The organism is Ruegeria sp. (assembly GCF_965199275.1).
Taxonomy (GTDB): Bacteria; Pseudomonadota; Alphaproteobacteria; order Rhodobacterales; family Rhodobacteraceae; genus Ruegeria.
The window spans coordinates 737495-755411 of the sequence record NZ_CBDAQX010000021.1 but is presented as its reverse complement, the minus strand read 5'-3'; the positions used below and the strand labels follow the sequence as shown (position 1 = coordinate 755411).

Sequence of the window (17917 nt, the reverse complement as noted above, 5' to 3'; positions counted from 1 at the left end):
TTTATTCCCCGATTTCGAGGTTAGTCGCGGTGGTTAATTCGCCAGCTTTCGTTCCCGGTTTCGATGATATCGCAATGGTGTGTCAGTCGATCCAGGAGAGCAGTGGTCATTTTGGCATCTGTGAACACACTCGGCCATTCAGCAAATGCGAGGTTGGTTGTTAGCAGAATAGACGTTCGCTCGTACAGTTTGCTGATGAGATGGAAGAGTAATCGTCCACCAGACTCTGCGAACGGCAGATAACCGAGTTCGTCTATAATCACGAGGTCGACGCGGATCAGCTGCTCGCTGAGCCGCCCGGCGTTGCCTTCGCGATGTTCAGCCTCCAGCTTGTTCGCGAGATCCACAGCGCTGAAGAACCTGACCCGCCGGCGGTTATTGACCGCGTGGCCCCCGATCGCTGTTGCGAGATGCGTTTTGCCCGATCCGGTTCCACCGACCAGCACGCCATTCCTGGCCTGGTCCATAAAATCGCCGTCATGAAGATTGCGCACGACTTCCTCGTTGACGGGGCTGACCGTGAAGTCGAACTCAGGTAAGGACTTGCAGACCGGGAACTTTGCGGCACCCATCTGATACCGGATCGAGCGCGCAGTCTTTTCGGCCAGTTCGGCCGTGAGGAGTTCGGCCACGACCTGTTGGGGCCGCCAGTTGTTTTTGGCTGCGGCCTGCATCACTTCGTCAAAGCAGTTGACGATGCCTGGCAACTTCAGTTGACGGGCAAGTTCGAGAATTTCCTTACGCAGTTGCATGGGAGCCTCCAAGCCTGTCATAGCGAGCGCAATCCGCGATCGGTGCCATTTTCAGCTGCAGGTGGGCAGGCGGCTCAATCGCCTTTGGCGGCGGGGGATTGGTGCGCCGAGAGACAATGTTCAGGATCGCATCGGCCTTGCGCAGGCCAGATTTTAGAGCTTCTTCGCAGGCAGCCTCGACCACATCAATGTCGTGCTGGTAAGCAGCGAAAAGAATATCGGCAAGTTGCCGGTCTCCGTCGGATGTGCCCCGCAGATGGGTCCAGATCTGCGTCATTGCCGGTGGTAGGTCCCAGTCACGGAACGGTGCTCCATTGCGCAGAGCGCCAGGCTTGCGCTTGAGGACGGGCACATAGTGCCAAGGGTTGAAGATCGTTTTTCCTCGGCCGAAGCACCGTTCGTGCTCTCCGACAATCTCACCGTCTTGGCGCAGGACAATCCGCGTGGCGTAGACCTGCAACTGGACCTGACGTCCAACAGCTCTTGCCTCAACGCTGTATTTGTTTCTTTCGAAGTTGATCAGGCAGGTTCGGCTCACGGCGACCGTCTTTTCACGGAACCCGACGAAGGGCTTCTGCAGATGCGTCAGCAGCGGCTTTTCCTGCTGGAACTCCTCCCAGACCGTCACCTCCAGGTTTTCCGGATGCCGCAGTTCTTTTGCGCGTTTGATCGCGTCTTTTTGCAGCCGGGCATTCAATTCATCGAAGTCGGCCACCTCCAGACGCGGTGTAAAACTATAGGCGCGGCTCTCCTTGACCAGATTCTCAACCTGACCCTTCTCCCAACCGGCCGCGCGCGTACAGGCGATCGGGTTCACCAGATGATGAGAACACATCCGGGAGAATGCCTTGTTGAACTTTCTTTCCTTGCCCGACAGGATCGCATCGACGGCGGTCGTCATGTTATCGTAGATCCCGTTGATGCAGCCTCCACCAAAGAATTTGAAGGCCTCGTCGTGGGCATCAAAGACCATCTCCTGCGTCTCGCGCGGATAGGCAATGGAGAATGGCATGCGGCTATGGCAAAGTTTGAAATGGGCAACCTTCACGGTCGTGAGTGCATCGTCCATCAAAACCGTCTCCACACTCCAGTCGAACTGGTACGCCTCCCCAGGATCAAAGATCAGCGGGATGAACGCCTGCGCCTGTTGTCGGCCGTGCGCAATGCGCCAATTCTTTGTGTAGCGTCGAACACTGTCATACCCGCCGCCAAAACCATCATCGGAGAGTTCCTTCCAGATTTTGGTCATCCGCTTGCGGTGTTTCTTCGGAAGCGCCTCGTTCTCCTCAAGCGTTTCATCCAGACGCGCGCGCCAAGGCCCGAGCACCGGGTATGGCTGCGATTTGCGCTCATATTTGAACTCCGTCACTCCCGATCGGATTATCTTTCGAACCGTTGCACGGCTCAAATTGAGCGAACGGCAAATTTCCTTGATGCTCTTTTTTTCGATCAGGTGTAAGCGACGCACTTTTCTAATAGTTTCCACGCAAATCATCCCGCTTGCCTCTCCATCGACTGCTCAATGAAAAGGATGTCTACAACCATAGGGAGGGGTCAAATTTGGACGCCGATTTCCCCGCTTAGGGGGTCAAAATTGCACGCTTTTCTACATGCGGGTTTCATAGATGTCGTCGAACAGGGCGTTGATATCCTGCTCGACCGCGTCGAGATCCTCGGTCGTCAGCTGATCTGTCGCACTGCGCAGGATGCGGACACGCTCGGCCACGAAGACATTCACTTTGCGCTGCGAGACCAGAACGATGATGATCTGCGGCACGATCATCGAAAAGGCGATCAGGCCCAGCCCCGGCTGCGTGGATGAGATATAGCCGATGACACTGATCAACGTGCCGATCTGGACCACCGGGTCCGAGAATGCGCCGCCTGCGAATTTGCCCAGCTCCTCCGCCTCGGCCGAGATTGCGGTGGTCATGGTGCCCTTGCGCACGCTCTCGCCGGTTTCGTTGATGTCTGAGGACCGCCAAAGCAGACGTTGGCGGATCAGGCGGATCATGTCCTCGCCCAAAGTACCCGCGCGGTAACCCAGAACCCATTTCAACGCGAGGCTCAGCAAGATCACCCCCATCATGCCAAGCCCCAGATAGATCAGGCGTTCTGCCCCGACATCGAGCGAGGTCAGGTGGTTGACGATTGCGCGTTGAAACTCCAGCGGAACAGCGGCCAGAGCGGCCACGGCCACTGAGAGCAGGATAAGTAGGATCTGACGCCCGGCGCTTGCGCGCCAGATTGCGGAATAAAGTCGTAGCATGCGGGTATCCGGTTCATTCGAATAGCCGCACTGTGGCAGGGCAGGGACAGGGGTTCAAACGGTCAGCGCTCAGACCGCTTTGGCCACGTGCCGATTGGGCAACAAATATCAGTCGATCAGACGGACCGTGGCCGCGTCGGCCTGCATGTCACCGGTTGCCCGATCAAAGCGCAGATAGGCGATGGCGTGGCCGCCCGATTGCGTAAACAGGGTGCCCACCGGCTTGCCATTGGCCTCAATCGCGCTGCCCACAGGGGCTGCCCCGTCGATGGCGACGCGACACAGTCCTTTGCGCAGCTCAGTCTTGTGTTTCATGCGCGCGGTCACTTCCTGACCAACATAGCAGCCCTTTTTGAAGTCGACGCCTCGCAGCGGCTCAAATCGGGATTCGAGGATATAGCTGTCGGGGTGCAATTCGACGCCGGTTTCAGGGATGCAATGGCGCACGCGAATTGCGTCCCAATCGGTACCATCATCGCTTTCTGTCGACGCGATGTAAGCCCGCCAGCCCAAGTCAGGATGACGCGGGTCAGGCAGTGCGCCCTCTGGCGCAGGCCCGGTGCCACGATGCAGGTTAAGGTCCGAGGCCTCGATCGCCACATCCGCCCGCAGCTTGTACATGCTTAACCGTTTGATCAGGCCATCCGCCAACGACTCGGCCACATCCAGCAACACGGCGTCGCCGTCGCGTTTCAGGAAGAAATCGGCCAGGTATTTGCCCTGCGGCGTCAATAGCGCGGCATAGACCAGCCCTGCATCCAGCCCGCTGATGTCATTTGTGATCAGGTCCTGCAAAAAGCTCTCGGTATCCGAGCCGGTCAGGCGCAATATGCGACGGGTTGGCATGGCGTGGTCCTTATCATCTGCCTCGGCCCCGAGATATAGGGAGTTTTGTGGCCGAGACCAGTAGGTTTCGGTGCTTTGACAGGCCTGCACTAGCTGTCTGCCTGCGCTTTGCTAGGGCTGTCAGGCGCTGTATCGGTCACCTCCTGCGGCGCGTCAGGATGCAGCGTTGTCCGCAGCTCGACAATGGATTTCCCCAATCGGAAGGGCGCGGCAAAACTGACAAGACACAGCGCTACGATCTGTAGAACAAGAATGTGGGCGTTGGCCTGCAGATACTCCCATTCATCTTTCAGCTTGCTGACCTGCTCGATCAGCTCATCGTAGCTTTGGGCGAGGATCAGATAGTCTCCGGCAATTGCGGGGACTTTGCGGCGCAAATTGTCGATGGCGGTTTGGGTTTCGTCATCCAGCGAGGTGAAGACCAGAAATTGTTCAATATCGAATGCATCGGCTTTGGCAGCCATCTCCTCCATCTCGTCTTTTTCTTGCCGACCGAACAGGAAATGCAAACCCTGCAGGGGGGCGACCTCGTTTGTGACCGCGATGAAAAGAGGCAGATCGGTATTGCTGGCGGTTGAGGCCGACAGAAACTCGACCTTTTCGCACAAGGCACCGGTGTCGGGGTCATAGGCGGGGTCGCAAAACCGCAACCGGAACCGCGCCGCATCACGGTCAAAAGCCGAGGATGCTGCGTAGGCCACGTCTATCTGCCGATCCAGCCGCGAGCTGTCGGATGTATAAAGCCCCGCTAGAACGGCTACCAGAGCGCCGATCCCGCCGAGGACCACCCAAACCAAATCGGCCAGCTTCCACGCCCTGTGCCCGGCTGGTTTACGAAACAGAAAGCCCGTTCCAACCGATCCGATCAGGAAGAATAGGATCAGCAGAGGCAATTGGTTTTCGGTCACAAAAGTCATGAGACAAGTTTAAGTGGTCCGCCCCCTCACGCAACAGCGATCACGCGCTGTTGTTTCGTCTTTCAGGATGACCATACTGGGCGGAAATAGGTGGGAGGTTTTTATGAAGAAGCATATTGTCCTGATCCACGGCGCGTTTGCCGGCCCTTGGTGTATGGAGGACTACGCTGGTTTTTTCCGTGACCGCGGTTGGACGGTCCACACCCCGGCTCTGCGGTATCACGATGCGGACCCCAAGGCCGAACCTGATCCGGGCCTGACTGACACGAGCGTCATGGACTATGCGGATGATATCGCGGAGTTTGTCGAAGGGCTCGACAGCAAGCCTGTGCTGCTGGGTCACGCCATTGCGGGTGTTGTGGCGCAACAGGTCGCCGCGCGCGGCTTGGCCAGAGCCATTGTTCTGATTAATCCTAACGCGGCCTGGGGCACTCTGCCCGAGACCGACGATGAACGTGCCGTACCGCGTGCGTTGATGGAGGGTGGGGCCTTCTGGAAGCAGCCCATGCGGGTCGATTTTGAACTCATGGCCCCGTTTGCGCTGAATAAGCTGCCCGAGGCGCAACAACACGCGGTCTTCGATCGGCTTGGCCCGGAAAGCGGGCGAGTGATGTTCGAGATGTTCTTCTGGATGTTCGACGACCATCACGCGATGAAAGTGGACATCGATAAGGTCGACTGCCCCGTGCTGATCGTCTCCGGTACCGAGGACCGAGCCGTGAACCCCAATACCTGCCGCGCCTTATCGGACCTTTATGGAGACCGAGCAACTTTCATGCCCGTCGAAAACCACGCGCATTTCCTGTTCATGGAGCCTGGGTGGGAGGGACCAGCCGCGCAGATCGCGGACTGGCTGGACCAGAAGCTTGGTTAGAGAGCCAGGTTCGTTAGTTGTTGGTCGAGAATGTACTCTGCGGCCGCCATTTCAAGGTACCGTCGCTGTCGCGGTGGCATCGTAGCAGGCGTTCCTGCACGGTGGATATTGTGTCGGTGACGGTGTTGTCGCCGACCAGCAGGACAAAGGCGTCTTCGGAATAGGCCAAGCCTTCGTAATAGCAGAACCGGCTCTCGGCCCCATCCGGTATGGGCGATGCAAGGCTAAGCGTTTGCTGCGCGGCGGCGGTCGAGGCCAGCACGGCCAGCGCCAGACCTAGGGTAAGTGTTTTCATGTCGTCCTCCCGTTCGAAACTCTGTTCGTGGTTAGATTGGGTCTTGGACGCTCGGAACCTCAAATGTCGTTCTTGGATGACGGTTTGAGGGTAAGTGTGAACGGGATCAACGGGTTAGGCAAGGGGGTTGCGGTGTGCCGGGCTGAAGCCCGGCCTACGGGGATATCGCTGAGATCGGACGCCGGGATTGTGGTGGTGTAGGATGGGTGTTTACACCCATCTGGAGGCGGGAAATTTGATGGGTTGGAAACCCATCCTACGCTTGCTTCGGGGGGCGAAGATGCCGCGCGTTATCGACTTACATGGGCAAGAAGGATTGCTTGGGAATAGTTAAGCAGGCTCACTAAGAGGGCCAAAATAGCTTTCGTAAGCTATGTTCAGCATATTCTGATAGTGAAATGAGGCTTCGTATGAAATCGTGCTGACAGCAATGTTAGGTCGATCGCCAAGCCAGATTGAGAGATCCCCGTCGTGTGTTTTGGATATTGGCGAGAACTCAAGGTGCGCGACTAACCCATCTACGTAAATTCTAGCGAAAGGTACCTGCTTCTCGTTTTTGCCATCTGAACTTGGTTGTAATTTCGTATCAATGATGGGGGAATGATTGTGTGCTTCTCCCTTGGTAGACAACTGGATAAGTGACACTGGAAGTTCCAAGCATGAGGTTCTCTGCTTCAAGATGGCATCTCGCGCCATTACCTCAACTTCCTCGGGAAGCTGAAAGTACTTCATATCAGCTATTTGGGAAACACTAGCTCGCCATGCGATACTCCAAAAAAACCTCCAGATGGCTTCCTGATTGATTTTTTTGACGGTACGTAGGCCATGGTCTGGCAGGTACGGGCCAATCGGCTCGAAAACCGGTGGCACGATTCCCCAACCTGACCACACCAATTTCGCTCGTCTCAGTTCCTTTATAGCTACGTCATCGATCGCGCTTAGAATGTCTTCGCCGGCACGTGTCACTAGTGAAGCGTCATACCAACTCGTCCAACGCCTTCTATGGCCTTCACCTTTTGTCGACTGAAGAAGCGGCTCACCGTTTATTGCAGGACGAGTGAAGGCTTGCGGTAAAATATGGCATTTGACGAGCTTGTCGGTCTTCCCAGTGAGGAGGCAGGTGCCGATTTTCTTGTTAGCCACTAAACATCCAGCTCCTCCACAAACCGCGCGTTCTCCTGAATGTATTGAAACCGCAGTTCGGGTTTTTTGCCCATCAGACGCTCGACCAGATCGCCGGTCTCACCGGGTTCGTCCTCGTCGATGGTGACGCGGATCAATTTGCGTGAGGCCGGGTCCATTGTGGTTTCTTTCAGGTCCTTGGCGTCCATTTCGCCCAGACCCTTGAAGCGCGAGACGTCGATCTTGCCCTTGCCGCCCAGACCTTTTTCAAGCCATTCGTCACGCTCGGCCTCATCCAGACAATAGACGCGTTTGGCCCCTTGGGTCAGGCGGTACAGAGGCGGGCAGGCCAGATACAGGTGGCCCGCGTCGATCATCGGGCGCATCTGGGTGAAGAAGAATGTCATCAGCAAGGACGCGATATGCGCGCCGTCCACATCCGCGTCGGTCATGATGATGATCTTGTCATAGCGCAGGTCGTCGACGTTGAACTTGGTGCCAAGGCCCACACCCAGAGCTTGGGTCAGGTCGTTGATCTCGGCGTTCGTGCCCAGTTTAGAACTGGCCGCGCCCAGCACGTTCAGAATCTTGCCGCGCAGGGGCAAAAGGGCCTGTGTCTTGCGATCGCGGCCCATTTTAGCAGAACCGCCCGCCGAGTCGCCCTCGACGATGAATAACTCGGTGCCGTCGCGTGTTGAACTAGAGCAATCCACCAGCTTGCCGGGGAGACGAAGTTTCTTAGTGGCGGATTTGCGTTGTGTTTCCTTCTCGGCCCGTCGGCGCAGACGTTCCTCAGCCCTCAGGATGAGGAAATCCAGGATCGCGCCGGCGGATTTCGTGTCAGCCGCCAGCCAGTTGTCGAAATGGTCGCGGACGGAGTTTTCGACCAGCCGCTGTGCCTCGACTGTAGCCAGACGATCTTTGGTCTGGCCGACAAACTCGGGCTCGCTGATGAAGCACGACACTAGCGCGCAGCCGCCCGTGATCAGGTCATCGCGGGTGATCTGACCGGCTTTCTTGTTGTTGATCAGTTCCCCATAGGCCTTGATACCCTTAAGAACCGCGGCCCAGAATCCGGCCACATGAGTGCCGCCTTCGGGCGTGGGAACGGTGTTACAGTAGGACTGGATGAACCCGTCGCGCGAGGGCGTCCAGTTGATCGCCCATTCGACCTTGCCCGGCGTTCCGAATTTCTCGTTGAAGTCCACGGTGCCCGCGAAGGGCTGTTCGGCATAGGTGGAGGAGCCGTTCATCGTTTCTTTAAGGTAATCCGAGAGGCCGCCGGGGAAGTGGAACGTGGCCTCGGTCGGGGTCTCACCATCATCGATGGCAGATTTCCAGCGGATTTCGACGCCCGAGAACAGGTAGGCCTTGGAGCGGATGGATTTGAACAGCCGCGCCGGTTTGAACTTATGGTGACCAAAGATCTCGGCATCCGCGTGGAAGGTTACGGTCGTACCGCGCCGGTTCGGCGCCGCGCCGACTTTTTCGACTGGACCCAGAGGAATTCCGCGCGAGAATCGCTGCTCGAACAGCGTTTTGTCTCGTGCTACCTGTACGACCATCGAATCCGACAGCGCGTTCACAACCGACGCCCCCACGCCGTGCAGACCGCCCGAGGTCTGGTACGCCTTGCCCGAGAATTTGCCGCCCGCGTGCAGGGTACATAGGATGACCTCAAGCGCGGATTTGTCGGGGAATTTAGGGTGCGGGTCGATCGGAATACCGCGCCCGTTGTCGCGCACCGTCAGGGCGTAGTCTGCGTGAAGCTCGACCTCAATCCGGTTGGCGTGACCGGCCACCGCTTCGTCCATCGAGTTGTCGAGGATCTCGGCGACCATGTGGTGCAGAGCGCGCTCATCCGTGCCGCCGATATACATACCGGGGCGTTTTCGAACCGGCTCCAACCCTTCAAGCACCTCGATCGAGGAGGCGTCATAAGTGGCGGTCGCGCTGGGCGTCAACAGATCGTCGGGCATCGGTGCTGCTCTTGTTTTTGAGTTTCCCCTATTATGGCAGGTGATGTGGGTCGGGGGAAGAGGGACCCGAGGTCTTGTGGATGGATTGCCTAAATGTCGGCGTTTGACATGCTACAAAGACAGCCAAAGCGCCCCATCCCTGTATCCGCCACGCACGGAGTATTCCGGTTGCAAAACCGCGCCAAACTCCTCGGCCCAGTCGCGGAAGCGGTCGTTTGATACGACGATTGCTCCATAGTCTTTTGCAACTTGCAGCACCAAGGGGTCAGCGGGCGTGCCGCTTGGGGCCACCATGACGCGATCCTCGGGCAGGTTTAGCAGATCGGCAAGGGCGTTGTGGTGCAAGTAGCGGCCCTTGATCTTGTAGCCCACGTTAGCGTCGAAGACTACGCCGGGCGTTAGACCGGCGCCGGTCAGTTTCTCGACTACTTCTCGCACCGTTTCTATGCGAGGCTCGCCATCCTTCCAGTGCATGACATTCGATCCGTCGACAACGGCCCAGCTGCGTGGCTTGCGTTTAAGCCATCTTGCCAGGATCAAAAGCGCACTGGCCATGGCGCAAGGGGCAGTTAGCAAAAGCCAATCGATAGAAATCAGAGAGAGCGCGGCAAAGGCGGTTGCGGCGGAGGATAGAAGAAAAGCAATAATGAGAATACGCACGGTGGCCTCTGGCAAGAAATCGCGTCCGGGATGAAGATTCTGGAGGGAGTTCAACCCTTTTGGCATCTGTTTTCAATAGTGGTTGATTGTTCGCCTCAAATGTAGCCAAGCTGTGTGTGACCTAAAATGTTCAAGGAAAAAGGGGCCTCGTTTCAATGAGCTGGATCAAAACCGTGCCATTTCAGGAAGCGACCGGTAAGCTAAAAAAGTTGTATGACCGGGTGACTGGGCCCGACAATAATGTGGACAACATCATGATGGCGCATTCCCTGCGCCCGCATTCGATGGAAGGCCACATGACGCTGTACAAAAACGTGCTGCACCATTCGGCCAACACGATCCCCAAATGGTTTCTGGAGACGCTTGGTGTTTGGGTCAGTGCGTTGAACACATGTTCCTATTGTGTTGAGCATCACTTCAACGGTCTACAACGGTTACTGGCCGATCCGCCAAGGGGGGATGCGATCCGCGCGGCGATTGAGTTGGGCGATCCGGAGGCCACGCCTTTGAACGCAGCGCAGATCGCAGCGATGCACTATGCGCGCAAGTTGACCGAAGCACCCGGCGCCATGGTCGAGGCCGATGTCACAGCCCTGCGCGACGCCGGGTGGGACGACGGAGAAATCCTCGAGATCAACCAGGTCTGCGCCTATTTCAACTACGCCAATCGGACGGTTCTGGGTTTGGGCTGTTCGACTAAGGGGGATGTGCTGGGGTTGTCGCCCAACAATTCCGACAATCCCGATGATTGGGGGCATCGCTAGGCTGCTCGTCTCGGAACCCCCGGTTTTTTCGTCGAAATTCGTTCCAATTTGATCCCAATCAACGCAGGATCTTGCGCTTTCTGCTAGCTCGTTCTCAAGACAAGAACAACAAGAGGACAGCTGAATGGAAACGACCGCCCAGAAGAAACCCGAAGCCGTTAACATCAAGGTAGTGCCCACACCTGCACCCGAACCGGCCGTACCCAGCGCCGAGAAGATTCGGCACGCGTTCGAAAGCGGGAAGTACCCCTATGGTCGCAAGATGGCACGCAAGGATTACGAGACGCAGAAAGCCAAGTTGCAGGCCGAATTGCTGAAGGTTCAGCATTGGGCTCAGGATACGGGTCAGCGTTTCGTGTTGTTGTTCGAGGGTCGCGACGCTGCGGGTAAGGGCGGTACGATCAAGCGCTTCATGGAACATCTCAACCCGCGTCAGGCGCGTGTCGTCGCGCTCAACAAGCCGACGTGGGAGGAGAAAGGCCAGTGGTATTACCAGCGCTACATTCAGGAGCTGCCCACCGTTGGCGAAATGGTGTTCTACGACCGCTCCTGGTACAACCGTGCCGGCGTTGAGCGGGTGATGGGCTTTTGCGATCCCAACGAGTATCTGGAATTCATGCGTCAAACCCCGGATTTGGAACGGATGCTGGTGCGCTCGGGCATCAATCTCTACAAATACTGGTTCTCGGTCACGCAGGAAGAGCAACAGCGCCGCTTCAAGAGCCGTGAAACCGATCCGTTGAAACAGTGGAAGCTGTCGCCCATCGACAAAGCGAGCCTGGACAAGTGGGACGATTATACCGAGGCGAAAGAGGCGATGTTCTTCTACACCGACACCGCTGACGCGCCATGGACCGTCGTCAAATCCAACGACAAGAAACGCGCGCGCCTGAACTGCATGCGCCATTTCCTGTCGACGCTGGATTATCCGGACAAAGACGTGTCCATAGTTGATCGGCCTGATCCGCTGATCGTCGGTCAGGCGCATCATGTGATCCACCGTTCGGATCATATTCTGGGGACAGCGCTGCACCCGGACGCCAAATCCAACTAAAACGCAAAGTGGAAAGAAGCCGTTGAGTGCCAAATTTCAACGGCTTCTTTCTTTCGGCGGGCATCCATCCAAAGTCTCGCACTGAGTTTTTCTTTTCTGCCTTGATTTTGGGCAGGGCGCGGGCCTATGGCTGGCGAGATGACGAAAGTGATGACATATCCCGCCCATTTCCGGGCGATTGCTGTGCTTGGACTGCCGCTGGTTGGCGGGCATTTGGCGCAGTTCGCGATCGGCCTGACCGATACGGTGATGCTCGGCTGGTACGGGGTTGAGGCCCTGGCTGCAGTGACACTGGCAAGCAGCTACTACTTTGTGTTGTTCCTGTTTGGGGCCGGATTTGGCTGGGCCGTTATGCCCATGGTGGCGACGGCCGCGGCGGAAGAGGATGAGACCAGCATCCGCCGCTCGACCCGCATGGGCTTGTGGCTGTCACTGCTCTATGCCGCACTGATGATGCCTCTGCTATGGTGGTCCTATCCCATCCTGATTGCCCTGAAACAGGAGCCGCAGGTGGCGCAGACCGCCTCGGAATATCTTCGCGTTGCAGGATGGGGGTTGTTTCCTGCGCTGCTGGTGATGGTGCTGAAGTCCTATCTGGCCGCGTTGGAGCGTACTCAAATCGTGCTTTGGATCACCGTTATCGCCGCGGTCGTGAATGGCGTCACCAATTATGCCCTGATCTTCGGCAATTGGGGTGCGCCCGAGCTTGGGGTCATGGGGGCAGCAATTGCGTCCGTGGTGACACAGATCGTGTCGCTGGTTGCGGTTATCATCTATGCGGTTCGGGTTCTGCCGGAGCACAGTCTGTTTCAACGCTTCTGGCGCCCGGATTGGGATATGTTTGGCCGGGTTCTGCGGCTGGGCGTTCCGATTGGCCTGACCACACTGGCCGAAGTCACTCTGTTTGCGACTTCGGCGATCATGATGGGGTGGCTGGGGCAGGTGCCGCTGGCGGCGCATGGGATTGCGCTCAACCTCGCTTCGGCGACCTTCATGGTGCATCTGGGTCTGTCCAACGCGGCGACCATTCGCGCGGGCAATGCGTTGGGCCGCCGCGACCGCGCCCATTTGGAGCGTGGCGCGATTGCGGTTACCGGCATGTCTCTGGTCGTGTCCGTGCTGACGATCATACTGTTCCTGACCTGTGCCGAGCCTCTGATCTCGCTATTTATGGAGGCCGACAACGCGCAGCGCGGCGAGATTTTGGCGATTGGCACCGGCCTCCTGGCCATGGCAGCCCTGTTTCAGCTGGTCGATGGTGCTCAGGTGATCGCGCTGGGCCTTCTGCGCGGTCTGCAGGATGCACAAGTGCCGATGATCATGGCAGCCCTTAGCTATTGGGTGATCGGAATCCCGGCCTCTTACTATTTCGGCTTCGTGCAGGGCATGGACGGGATCGGCGTCTGGATGGGCCTTGTGCTTGGGCTGGCCTTTGCAGCCGTCCTGCTGATGGCACGGTTCTGGATGCGATCTGTCCGCGAGGTGGGCGTACCGGCCGAGTAGCCCTCAGCCGCCTTTCAGCCGGTCCGCTTTCTTGCGCACTAGAACCGAGCGCAAATCGTGCATCGCCATCAACAGCCGGTCGGTCACCTCTTCAAGCTGTTCTTCCGACGCTTTGGACTGCGCCCATTGCGTGGTCAGGTTCAGGTAGTCGACGGCCCGGTGAATATCGTCAATATCGCGCTGGGCCAGCAGGTCCTTGCGCGCATCCATCCATCGGGCGATCTCGGCCTTGTCGGCCTCGGTCAGGGTGCGTTGACCATGCGGCTTGACCTCTCCGTTGCGGATGTTGATGACCGCGATCTGATCCATCTCGATCCGCTGCTGCCGATTCTCGGTGTCGATCCTGAACACCACGGCCCCGTTTTCTCGGATGCGGAAATAATACTCTGGCAGCTCTGCGGTCATGCGTGGCTCCGGCTTAGGTTAACGAGGCACAGAAACGCTGGATACGCGTACAGGCTTCGGTCAATGCCTCATCCGAGGTCGCGTAGCTGACCCGGAAGTTGGGCGAAAGGCCAAAGGCTGCACCAAAGACGACGGCAACGTCATGTTCTTCAAGTAGGGCGGTGGCAAAGGCTTCATCCGAGTTGATCACCGTGCCTTGCGGCGTGGTCTTGCCAATCAGCCCCGCGATTGATGGGTAGACATAAAACGCGCCCTCGGGCGTCGGGCAGGTGATCCCGTCGCTGGCGTTCAACATGCCGACGACCAGATCGCGGCGGCGTTTGAACGTCTCGTTGTTGGGGGCCAGAAAGTCCTGCGTGCCGTTCAACGCTTCAACCGCCGCCCATTGGCTGACCGAGCAGGGGTTCGACGTTGACTGAGACTGAATCTTACGCATCGCGGCGATGATTTCGACCGGACCAGCCGCGTAGCCGATCCGCCAGCCAGTCATCGCATAGGCTTTGGAGACGCCATTGCAGGTCAGCGTGCGATCATAGAGGCCGGGTTCAACCTCGGCCGGGGTGCAGAACTCGAACCCGTCATAGGCGAGGTGTTCATACATATCGTCCGACATGATCCAGACATGCGGATAGCGCATCAATACATCAGTCAGCGCTTTCAATTCGTCCCGGCTGTAGCCCGCGCCTGTGGGATTCGACGGCGAGTTGAAGATGAACCATTTGGTCTTGGGCGTGATCGCGGCTTCAAGCTGCGCGGCCGTCAACTTAAAACTGTTTTCCAAAGTGGTCTCGACCACAACAGGCGTTCCGCCCGCCAGCAGGACCATATCGGGATAGCTGACCCAATAAGGCGCGGGGATCAGAACCTCATCGCCTTCGTTCATCGTTGCCATCAGCGCGTTGTAGAGCGTCTGCTTACCGCCCGTTCCGACCGAGATCTGCGCGGGTGTGTAGTCCAGCCCATGATCGCGTTTCATCTTGGCGCAAGCCGCCTGTTTCAGCTCGGCAATGCCATCGGGCGCGGTGTATTTGGTCTTGCCCGCAGCGATGGCAGCGACGGCTGCATCCTTGATGTTCTGCGGCGTATCGAAATCCGGCTCACCTGCGCTGAGGGCGATGATATCGCGCCCGGCGGCTTTCAACTCGGCCGCTTTCGCTGTCATCGCGACGGTCGGAGAGGGTTTTACGCGTGACAATGTCGCAGACAGGAAACTCATGGTCGGCCTCGGTTTGTATGTTCAACCTGTCTGTCATAGGGTGCGCCCGATTGACGATCAAGCTGTATGACACACGAGAATTGGAGACCCCGATGAACGACGAAACCGACTGGTACGGACCGGATGCTGCAACGTTCGGAGACAGGCTGGCCGGGGCGCGCGAAGCGGCGGGGATGACGCAGGCACAATTGGCACGCCGTCTGGGGGTCAAAAAGGCAACGATCGCGGCCTGGGAGAACGACCTGTCCGAACCGCGCGCCAATCGCTTGTCGATGATGGCGGGCATGATCAACGTCTCGATCATGTGGCTGCTGACTGGTGAGGGTGAGGGCATGGAGGCCCCTCTGGAAGAAGGCGAAGCCAATCTGGAACTGGCGGACGCGGTCGCCGAATTGCGCGCCATTCGTGGTGAGATGCGGGCCAGCGCAGAGCGCGCCGCCCGGTTGGAAAAGAAACTGCGTTTGATGCTGGAGCAGGACAAGAATGACTGAAACACGCGAGGTTCGGATCAAACGCCTGCAGATGCGCTCCATGCGGCGTGGGATCAAAGAGATGGATCTGATCCTGTCGGCTTATGCCGAGCGCAACCTGAACTCGATGGATACGGCCCGGCTGGATTTGTATGACGCGCTTCTGAAGGAAAACGATCAGGACCTGTATCAATGGGTCACTGGGCAGGTGAACACGCCCGATCCTTTCGCTGACCTGATCGCGGATATCGCGCAAACATTTCAAAAATAAAGAAAATCAGACTTAACCGATTTTTCGGAAATTCAGGTCATCGTGTCTGAAACGACACGGCTGAATCGGAGGGTCGGATGAGTATGGAAATGCAGGTCTCTGCGTCGGGGGCCAAAGGCTTCATGACCAGTTATCTTGAGGCGCTCGCTCTGGTCGAGCGTCTGCATCGTCTGTTGCTGGACGTCATCAAGGATGAGTTCGAACGGGTGGGCGTGCTGGAAATCAACGCGGTTCAGGCGCTTTTGCTGTTTAACATCGGCGACCATGAGGTGACCGCCGGCGAATTGAAAAGCCGCGGCTACTATCAGGGCAGCAATGTCAGCTACAACCTCAAGAAACTTGTCGAGATGGGGTATATGCACCACCAACGCTGCGAGATTGACCGGCGCTCGGTCCGGGTCCGTCTGACACCTCAAGGCCGCGAGATTCGTGATATCGTGTCCGAGTTGTTCTTGCGCCATGCCGAAGGGTTGCAGAACCGCGGCGTTCTGGGGGCGGAAGGGATCGAGGATATCACCACTTCGCTGCGTCGGGTCGAACGCTATTGGACGGACCAGATTCGTTATATCTACTGATCAGAGGCTTGGGATAGGATGATCCCCTGCAGCTCTCGGATCAGTTTGCGGGTCATGGCATCCTCATAGGCCTCAAAACCAAGTGCGACCTCGACAAACGCATCAGGGCCGAGGATGACCCAAGCGTTGTAGTAGGCGGACAGCTCTCCAACCTGGACATCCCGTTGGTCGCCATAGTTGGAGTCGTCGACACCGATCACCAAACCGTTGATGGTGATGCCGTTGTCCTGCAGCAGCGCCTTGGCTGCGCGTGGGTGGAGGCCGAGATTGTGCTTCCCATCTCCAGACAAATCCAAAGTGTGCTTCCAACACTCCGGTTGTTGGTTCAGGAGGTCCGCGCCAAACAGCATCGCATCGCCCACGGCTGTGCCTTGCGGGGCGGCGCTGCGGGTCACGTCGCCCAGTCTCGCCGCGATCCTGCCTAGATCAGATTCGGTGCGGATTTCGGTCCATTTTACAAGCACGCGCTGATGGCCGGGTTCGCTCCATTCGAACACCGCGAGGCGAACGGGAAATGCGGGGTTTGCCAATATGATCTTGCGGATTTCAGGGCGCCGCAGTGCAGCAGCCAAACCGTCGATCTGCAACCTGTACTCGTGAACGTCGACAGAGCCGGACACATCCAACCCAAGCGCGAGAGCTTGACGACATTGCGCCGAAACGGATCCTGCTAAAAGGCTAACAACAAGCGCGAGCAACCGTGTCATCTATGGCCTGTTTCTTGCAGATATCCCAATTGCAGGCCGCTCAATTCTCGTTCCAGCTTGCGGCGCATGGCACGCTCAAAGTCTTCAAACCCCTGCGCGATTTCAAGAAAAGCACCCGGTCCGTGCAGGACGTTTTCTTCGAAGAAAGGAACCAGAAATAACTCGCCCTCGAAATCGGCGGCATTGATCACCAACCCGTTCACCGTGACAGCGTCGAAGGGAAAATGCTTGTAGGCGATTTTGGGGCCATAGCCATCATTGTTCGCCCCGTCTCCGGACAGATCAATGGTTTGAAACAGACAGTCCGGACCATCCTGCAACATGGTAGCCCCGTAAGCCAGCGCATGCCCCATCGCGGTGGCAGACCCGGAATCTGACCGCTCGGACTGGCTGATCCGGGTTGCCGCGGCCAGCAGGTCGCCTTCGTTTTCGATCAACTTCCAGGGTAAGACAACGTGCTGGGTGGATCGGCCGCTCCATTCATAAACGGCCAGCGCAACAGGGGCGGGAGACGAGAAAAAAGCGGCCTGAACCTCGGGCGCGAGCATCGCGGCGGCAAGGCCCTGACGTTGCAGCGCATCCTCGGTCTGATCTACGGAGACCGAGATATCCAGCGCCAGCAAAAGGGCCAGCCGGCAGTCTTCGGCCTGCGCGGGGCTGGCCAACGCGGCCAACCCCAGTGCTGTCAGAGTGCGGATCACCAGTGCCCGGTACTCTCCATGCTGCTCCATGGCTCGGCGGGCTCAAGTGCGTCACCGTTCTGCAGCAGCTCGACCGAGATGTTGTCGGGCGAGCGAATGAACGCCATCCGACCGTCGCGAGGCGGGCGGTTGATCACGACGCCATTGTCCTGCAGGTGCTGGCAGGTCTCATAGATGTTGTCGACACCATAGGCGAGATGACCGAAATGACGACTGTCACTCGGCAGCGCATCGTCACCGTCCCAGTTATAGGTCAGCTCAAGCGGGCGATCCTCCTGCCCGGGAGGGGCCATGAAGATCAGCGTGAACCGGCCTTGTTCGCTTTCGTGGCGGCGCGTTTCCTTCAGGCCTAGCAGCTCATAGAACGCCATTGATTTCTCAAGATCCTTCACGCGGACCATGGTGTGCAAATATCTCAGCCCCATCTTGGCCTTCCTCCTTTTCTTCGCTTGGTGCGCAGCTTAGCGCGGTTGCGCGAGGTGTCGAGAGGGGCCGAGAACACGATTTCGAACTTCGCGCGGTTTACGGCAGATATCG

General features: G+C 57.8%; 21 protein-coding genes. 7 read left to right on the top strand and 14 right to left on the bottom strand.

The genetic code is table 11. The features are described 5' to 3' along the window. Positions 1 to 20: 20 nt before the first annotated feature. From istB to ACOERD_RS18445, 5 genes are all read right to left on the bottom strand, one after another. Positions 21 to 752 (bottom strand): IS21-like element helper ATPase IstB, encoded by a 732-nt coding sequence (istB, locus tag ACOERD_RS18465; RefSeq protein WP_419737606.1) that lies wholly within the window; start codon positions 750 to 752, stop codon positions 21 to 23. Then, positions 739 to 2247 (bottom strand): IS21 family transposase, encoded by a 1509-nt coding sequence (gene istA / locus ACOERD_RS18460; RefSeq protein ID WP_419737976.1) that lies wholly within the window; start codon positions 2245 to 2247, stop codon positions 739 to 741. The genes istB and istA overlap by 14 nt, the downstream gene beginning before the upstream one ends. A gap of 111 nt (positions 2248 to 2358) precedes the next feature. Next, entirely contained in the window at positions 2359 to 3021 is a 663-nt protein-coding gene (locus tag ACOERD_RS18455) for an ABC transporter transmembrane domain-containing protein (RefSeq protein WP_419739986.1), read from the bottom strand. 108 nt (positions 3022 to 3129) lie between these two features. After that, positions 3130 to 3867, bottom strand: coding sequence for a YgfZ/GcvT domain-containing protein (locus ACOERD_RS18450; RefSeq protein ID WP_419739985.1), 738 nt, complete (start codon positions 3865 to 3867; stop codon positions 3130 to 3132). Positions 3868 to 3956: 89 nt separating this feature from the next. Further along, on the bottom strand, positions 3957 to 4784 hold the full coding sequence (locus tag ACOERD_RS18445; protein ID WP_419739984.1) for a hypothetical protein: 828 nt from the start codon (positions 4782 to 4784) through the stop codon (positions 3957 to 3959). 103 nt (positions 4785 to 4887) lie between these two features. Here ACOERD_RS18445 and ACOERD_RS18440 point away from each other — a divergent pair, with 103 nt between their 5' ends. Beyond that, complete coding sequence (locus ACOERD_RS18440; RefSeq protein ID WP_419739983.1) at positions 4888 to 5658, top strand: alpha/beta hydrolase; 771 nt, start codon at positions 4888 to 4890, stop codon at positions 5656 to 5658. A 13-nt stretch (positions 5659 to 5671) separates the two neighbouring features. Here the strand turns inward: ACOERD_RS18440 and ACOERD_RS18435 are convergent, their stop codons facing one another. The 4 genes from ACOERD_RS18435 to ACOERD_RS18420 form a co-directional block, all read right to left on the bottom strand. After that, positions 5672 to 5953, bottom strand: coding sequence for a hypothetical protein (locus tag ACOERD_RS18435; protein WP_170676585.1), 282 nt, complete (start codon positions 5951 to 5953; stop codon positions 5672 to 5674). A 330-nt stretch (positions 5954 to 6283) separates the two neighbouring features. Continuing rightward, complete coding sequence (locus ACOERD_RS18430) at positions 6284 to 7096, bottom strand: hypothetical protein (RefSeq protein WP_170465842.1); 813 nt, start codon at positions 7094 to 7096, stop codon at positions 6284 to 6286. After that, the gene (gene parE / locus ACOERD_RS18425) at positions 7096 to 9054 is read right to left on the bottom strand and encodes a DNA topoisomerase IV subunit B (RefSeq protein ID WP_170676583.1); all 1959 of its coding nucleotides are present in this window, start codon (positions 9052 to 9054) and stop codon (positions 7096 to 7098) included. The genes ACOERD_RS18430 and parE overlap by 1 nt, the downstream gene beginning before the upstream one ends. 111 nt (positions 9055 to 9165) lie before the next feature. Then, complete coding sequence (locus tag ACOERD_RS18420; RefSeq protein ID WP_419739982.1) at positions 9166 to 9780, bottom strand: NYN domain-containing protein; 615 nt, start codon at positions 9778 to 9780, stop codon at positions 9166 to 9168. 89 nt (positions 9781 to 9869) lie between these two features. Between ACOERD_RS18420 and ACOERD_RS18415 the strand changes: the two genes are divergently transcribed. The 3 genes from ACOERD_RS18415 (at position 9870) to ACOERD_RS18405 (ending at position 13035) form a co-directional block, all read left to right on the top strand. Next, on the top strand, positions 9870 to 10478 hold the full coding sequence (locus tag ACOERD_RS18415; protein WP_170721657.1) for a peroxidase-related enzyme: 609 nt from the start codon (positions 9870 to 9872) through the stop codon (positions 10476 to 10478). Positions 10479 to 10602: 124 nt separating this feature from the next. After that, the gene (ppk2, locus tag ACOERD_RS18410; RefSeq protein ID WP_419739981.1) at positions 10603 to 11532 is read left to right on the top strand and encodes a polyphosphate kinase 2; all 930 of its coding nucleotides are present in this window, start codon (positions 10603 to 10605) and stop codon (positions 11530 to 11532) included. A gap of 138 nt (positions 11533 to 11670) precedes the next feature. Further along, positions 11671 to 13035 (top strand): MATE family efflux transporter, encoded by a 1365-nt coding sequence (locus tag ACOERD_RS18405; protein ID WP_170467664.1) that lies wholly within the window; start codon positions 11671 to 11673, stop codon positions 13033 to 13035. A gap of 3 nt (positions 13036 to 13038) precedes the next feature. Here ACOERD_RS18405 and ACOERD_RS18400 read toward each other — a convergent pair whose 3' ends face one another. Continuing rightward, the gene (locus ACOERD_RS18400; protein ID WP_419739980.1) at positions 13039 to 13440 is read right to left on the bottom strand and encodes a hypothetical protein; all 402 of its coding nucleotides are present in this window, start codon (positions 13438 to 13440) and stop codon (positions 13039 to 13041) included. Positions 13441 to 13453: 13 nt separating this feature from the next. Then, positions 13454 to 14656 carry a pyridoxal phosphate-dependent aminotransferase gene (locus ACOERD_RS18395; protein WP_419739979.1) on the bottom strand — a complete coding sequence of 401 codons (1203 nt, stop codon included), beginning with the start codon at positions 14654 to 14656 and terminating at the stop codon, positions 13454 to 13456. 92 nt (positions 14657 to 14748) lie between these two features. On the opposite strand from ACOERD_RS18395, the gene ACOERD_RS18390 reads away from it, so the two are divergent. The 3 genes from ACOERD_RS18390 to ACOERD_RS18380 all read left to right on the top strand — a co-directional run bounded on the left by ACOERD_RS18390 (position 14749) and on the right by ACOERD_RS18380 (position 15972). After that, positions 14749 to 15147, top strand: coding sequence for a helix-turn-helix domain-containing protein (locus ACOERD_RS18390; protein ID WP_419739978.1), 399 nt, complete (start codon positions 14749 to 14751; stop codon positions 15145 to 15147). Further along, a complete protein-coding gene (locus tag ACOERD_RS18385) occupies positions 15140 to 15397 on the top strand; it encodes a succinate dehydrogenase assembly factor 2 (RefSeq protein WP_419739977.1) in 258 nt (85 codons plus the stop codon). The genes ACOERD_RS18390 and ACOERD_RS18385 overlap by 8 nt, the downstream gene beginning before the upstream one ends. 77 nt (positions 15398 to 15474) lie before the next feature. Further along, positions 15475 to 15972, top strand: coding sequence for a winged helix DNA-binding protein (locus ACOERD_RS18380; RefSeq protein WP_170374133.1), 498 nt, complete (start codon positions 15475 to 15477; stop codon positions 15970 to 15972). On the opposite strand, the gene ACOERD_RS18375 is transcribed toward ACOERD_RS18380, so the two are convergent. From ACOERD_RS18375 to ACOERD_RS18365, 3 genes are read right to left on the bottom strand one after another with little or no spacing between them, the layout of a single operon-like run. Continuing rightward, complete coding sequence (locus ACOERD_RS18375; protein ID WP_419739976.1) at positions 15966 to 16679, bottom strand: DUF1194 domain-containing protein; 714 nt, start codon at positions 16677 to 16679, stop codon at positions 15966 to 15968. The two genes, ACOERD_RS18380 and ACOERD_RS18375, sit on opposite strands and share 7 nt — an antisense overlap. After that, the gene (locus tag ACOERD_RS18370) at positions 16676 to 17410 is read right to left on the bottom strand and encodes a DUF1194 domain-containing protein (protein ID WP_419739975.1); all 735 of its coding nucleotides are present in this window, start codon (positions 17408 to 17410) and stop codon (positions 16676 to 16678) included. The genes ACOERD_RS18375 and ACOERD_RS18370 overlap by 4 nt, the downstream gene beginning before the upstream one ends. Beyond that, positions 17377 to 17805 (bottom strand): VOC family protein, encoded by a 429-nt coding sequence (locus ACOERD_RS18365; protein WP_170374130.1) that lies wholly within the window; start codon positions 17803 to 17805, stop codon positions 17377 to 17379. The genes ACOERD_RS18370 and ACOERD_RS18365 overlap by 34 nt, the downstream gene beginning before the upstream one ends. Between the last annotated feature and the right edge of the window lie 112 nt (positions 17806 to 17917).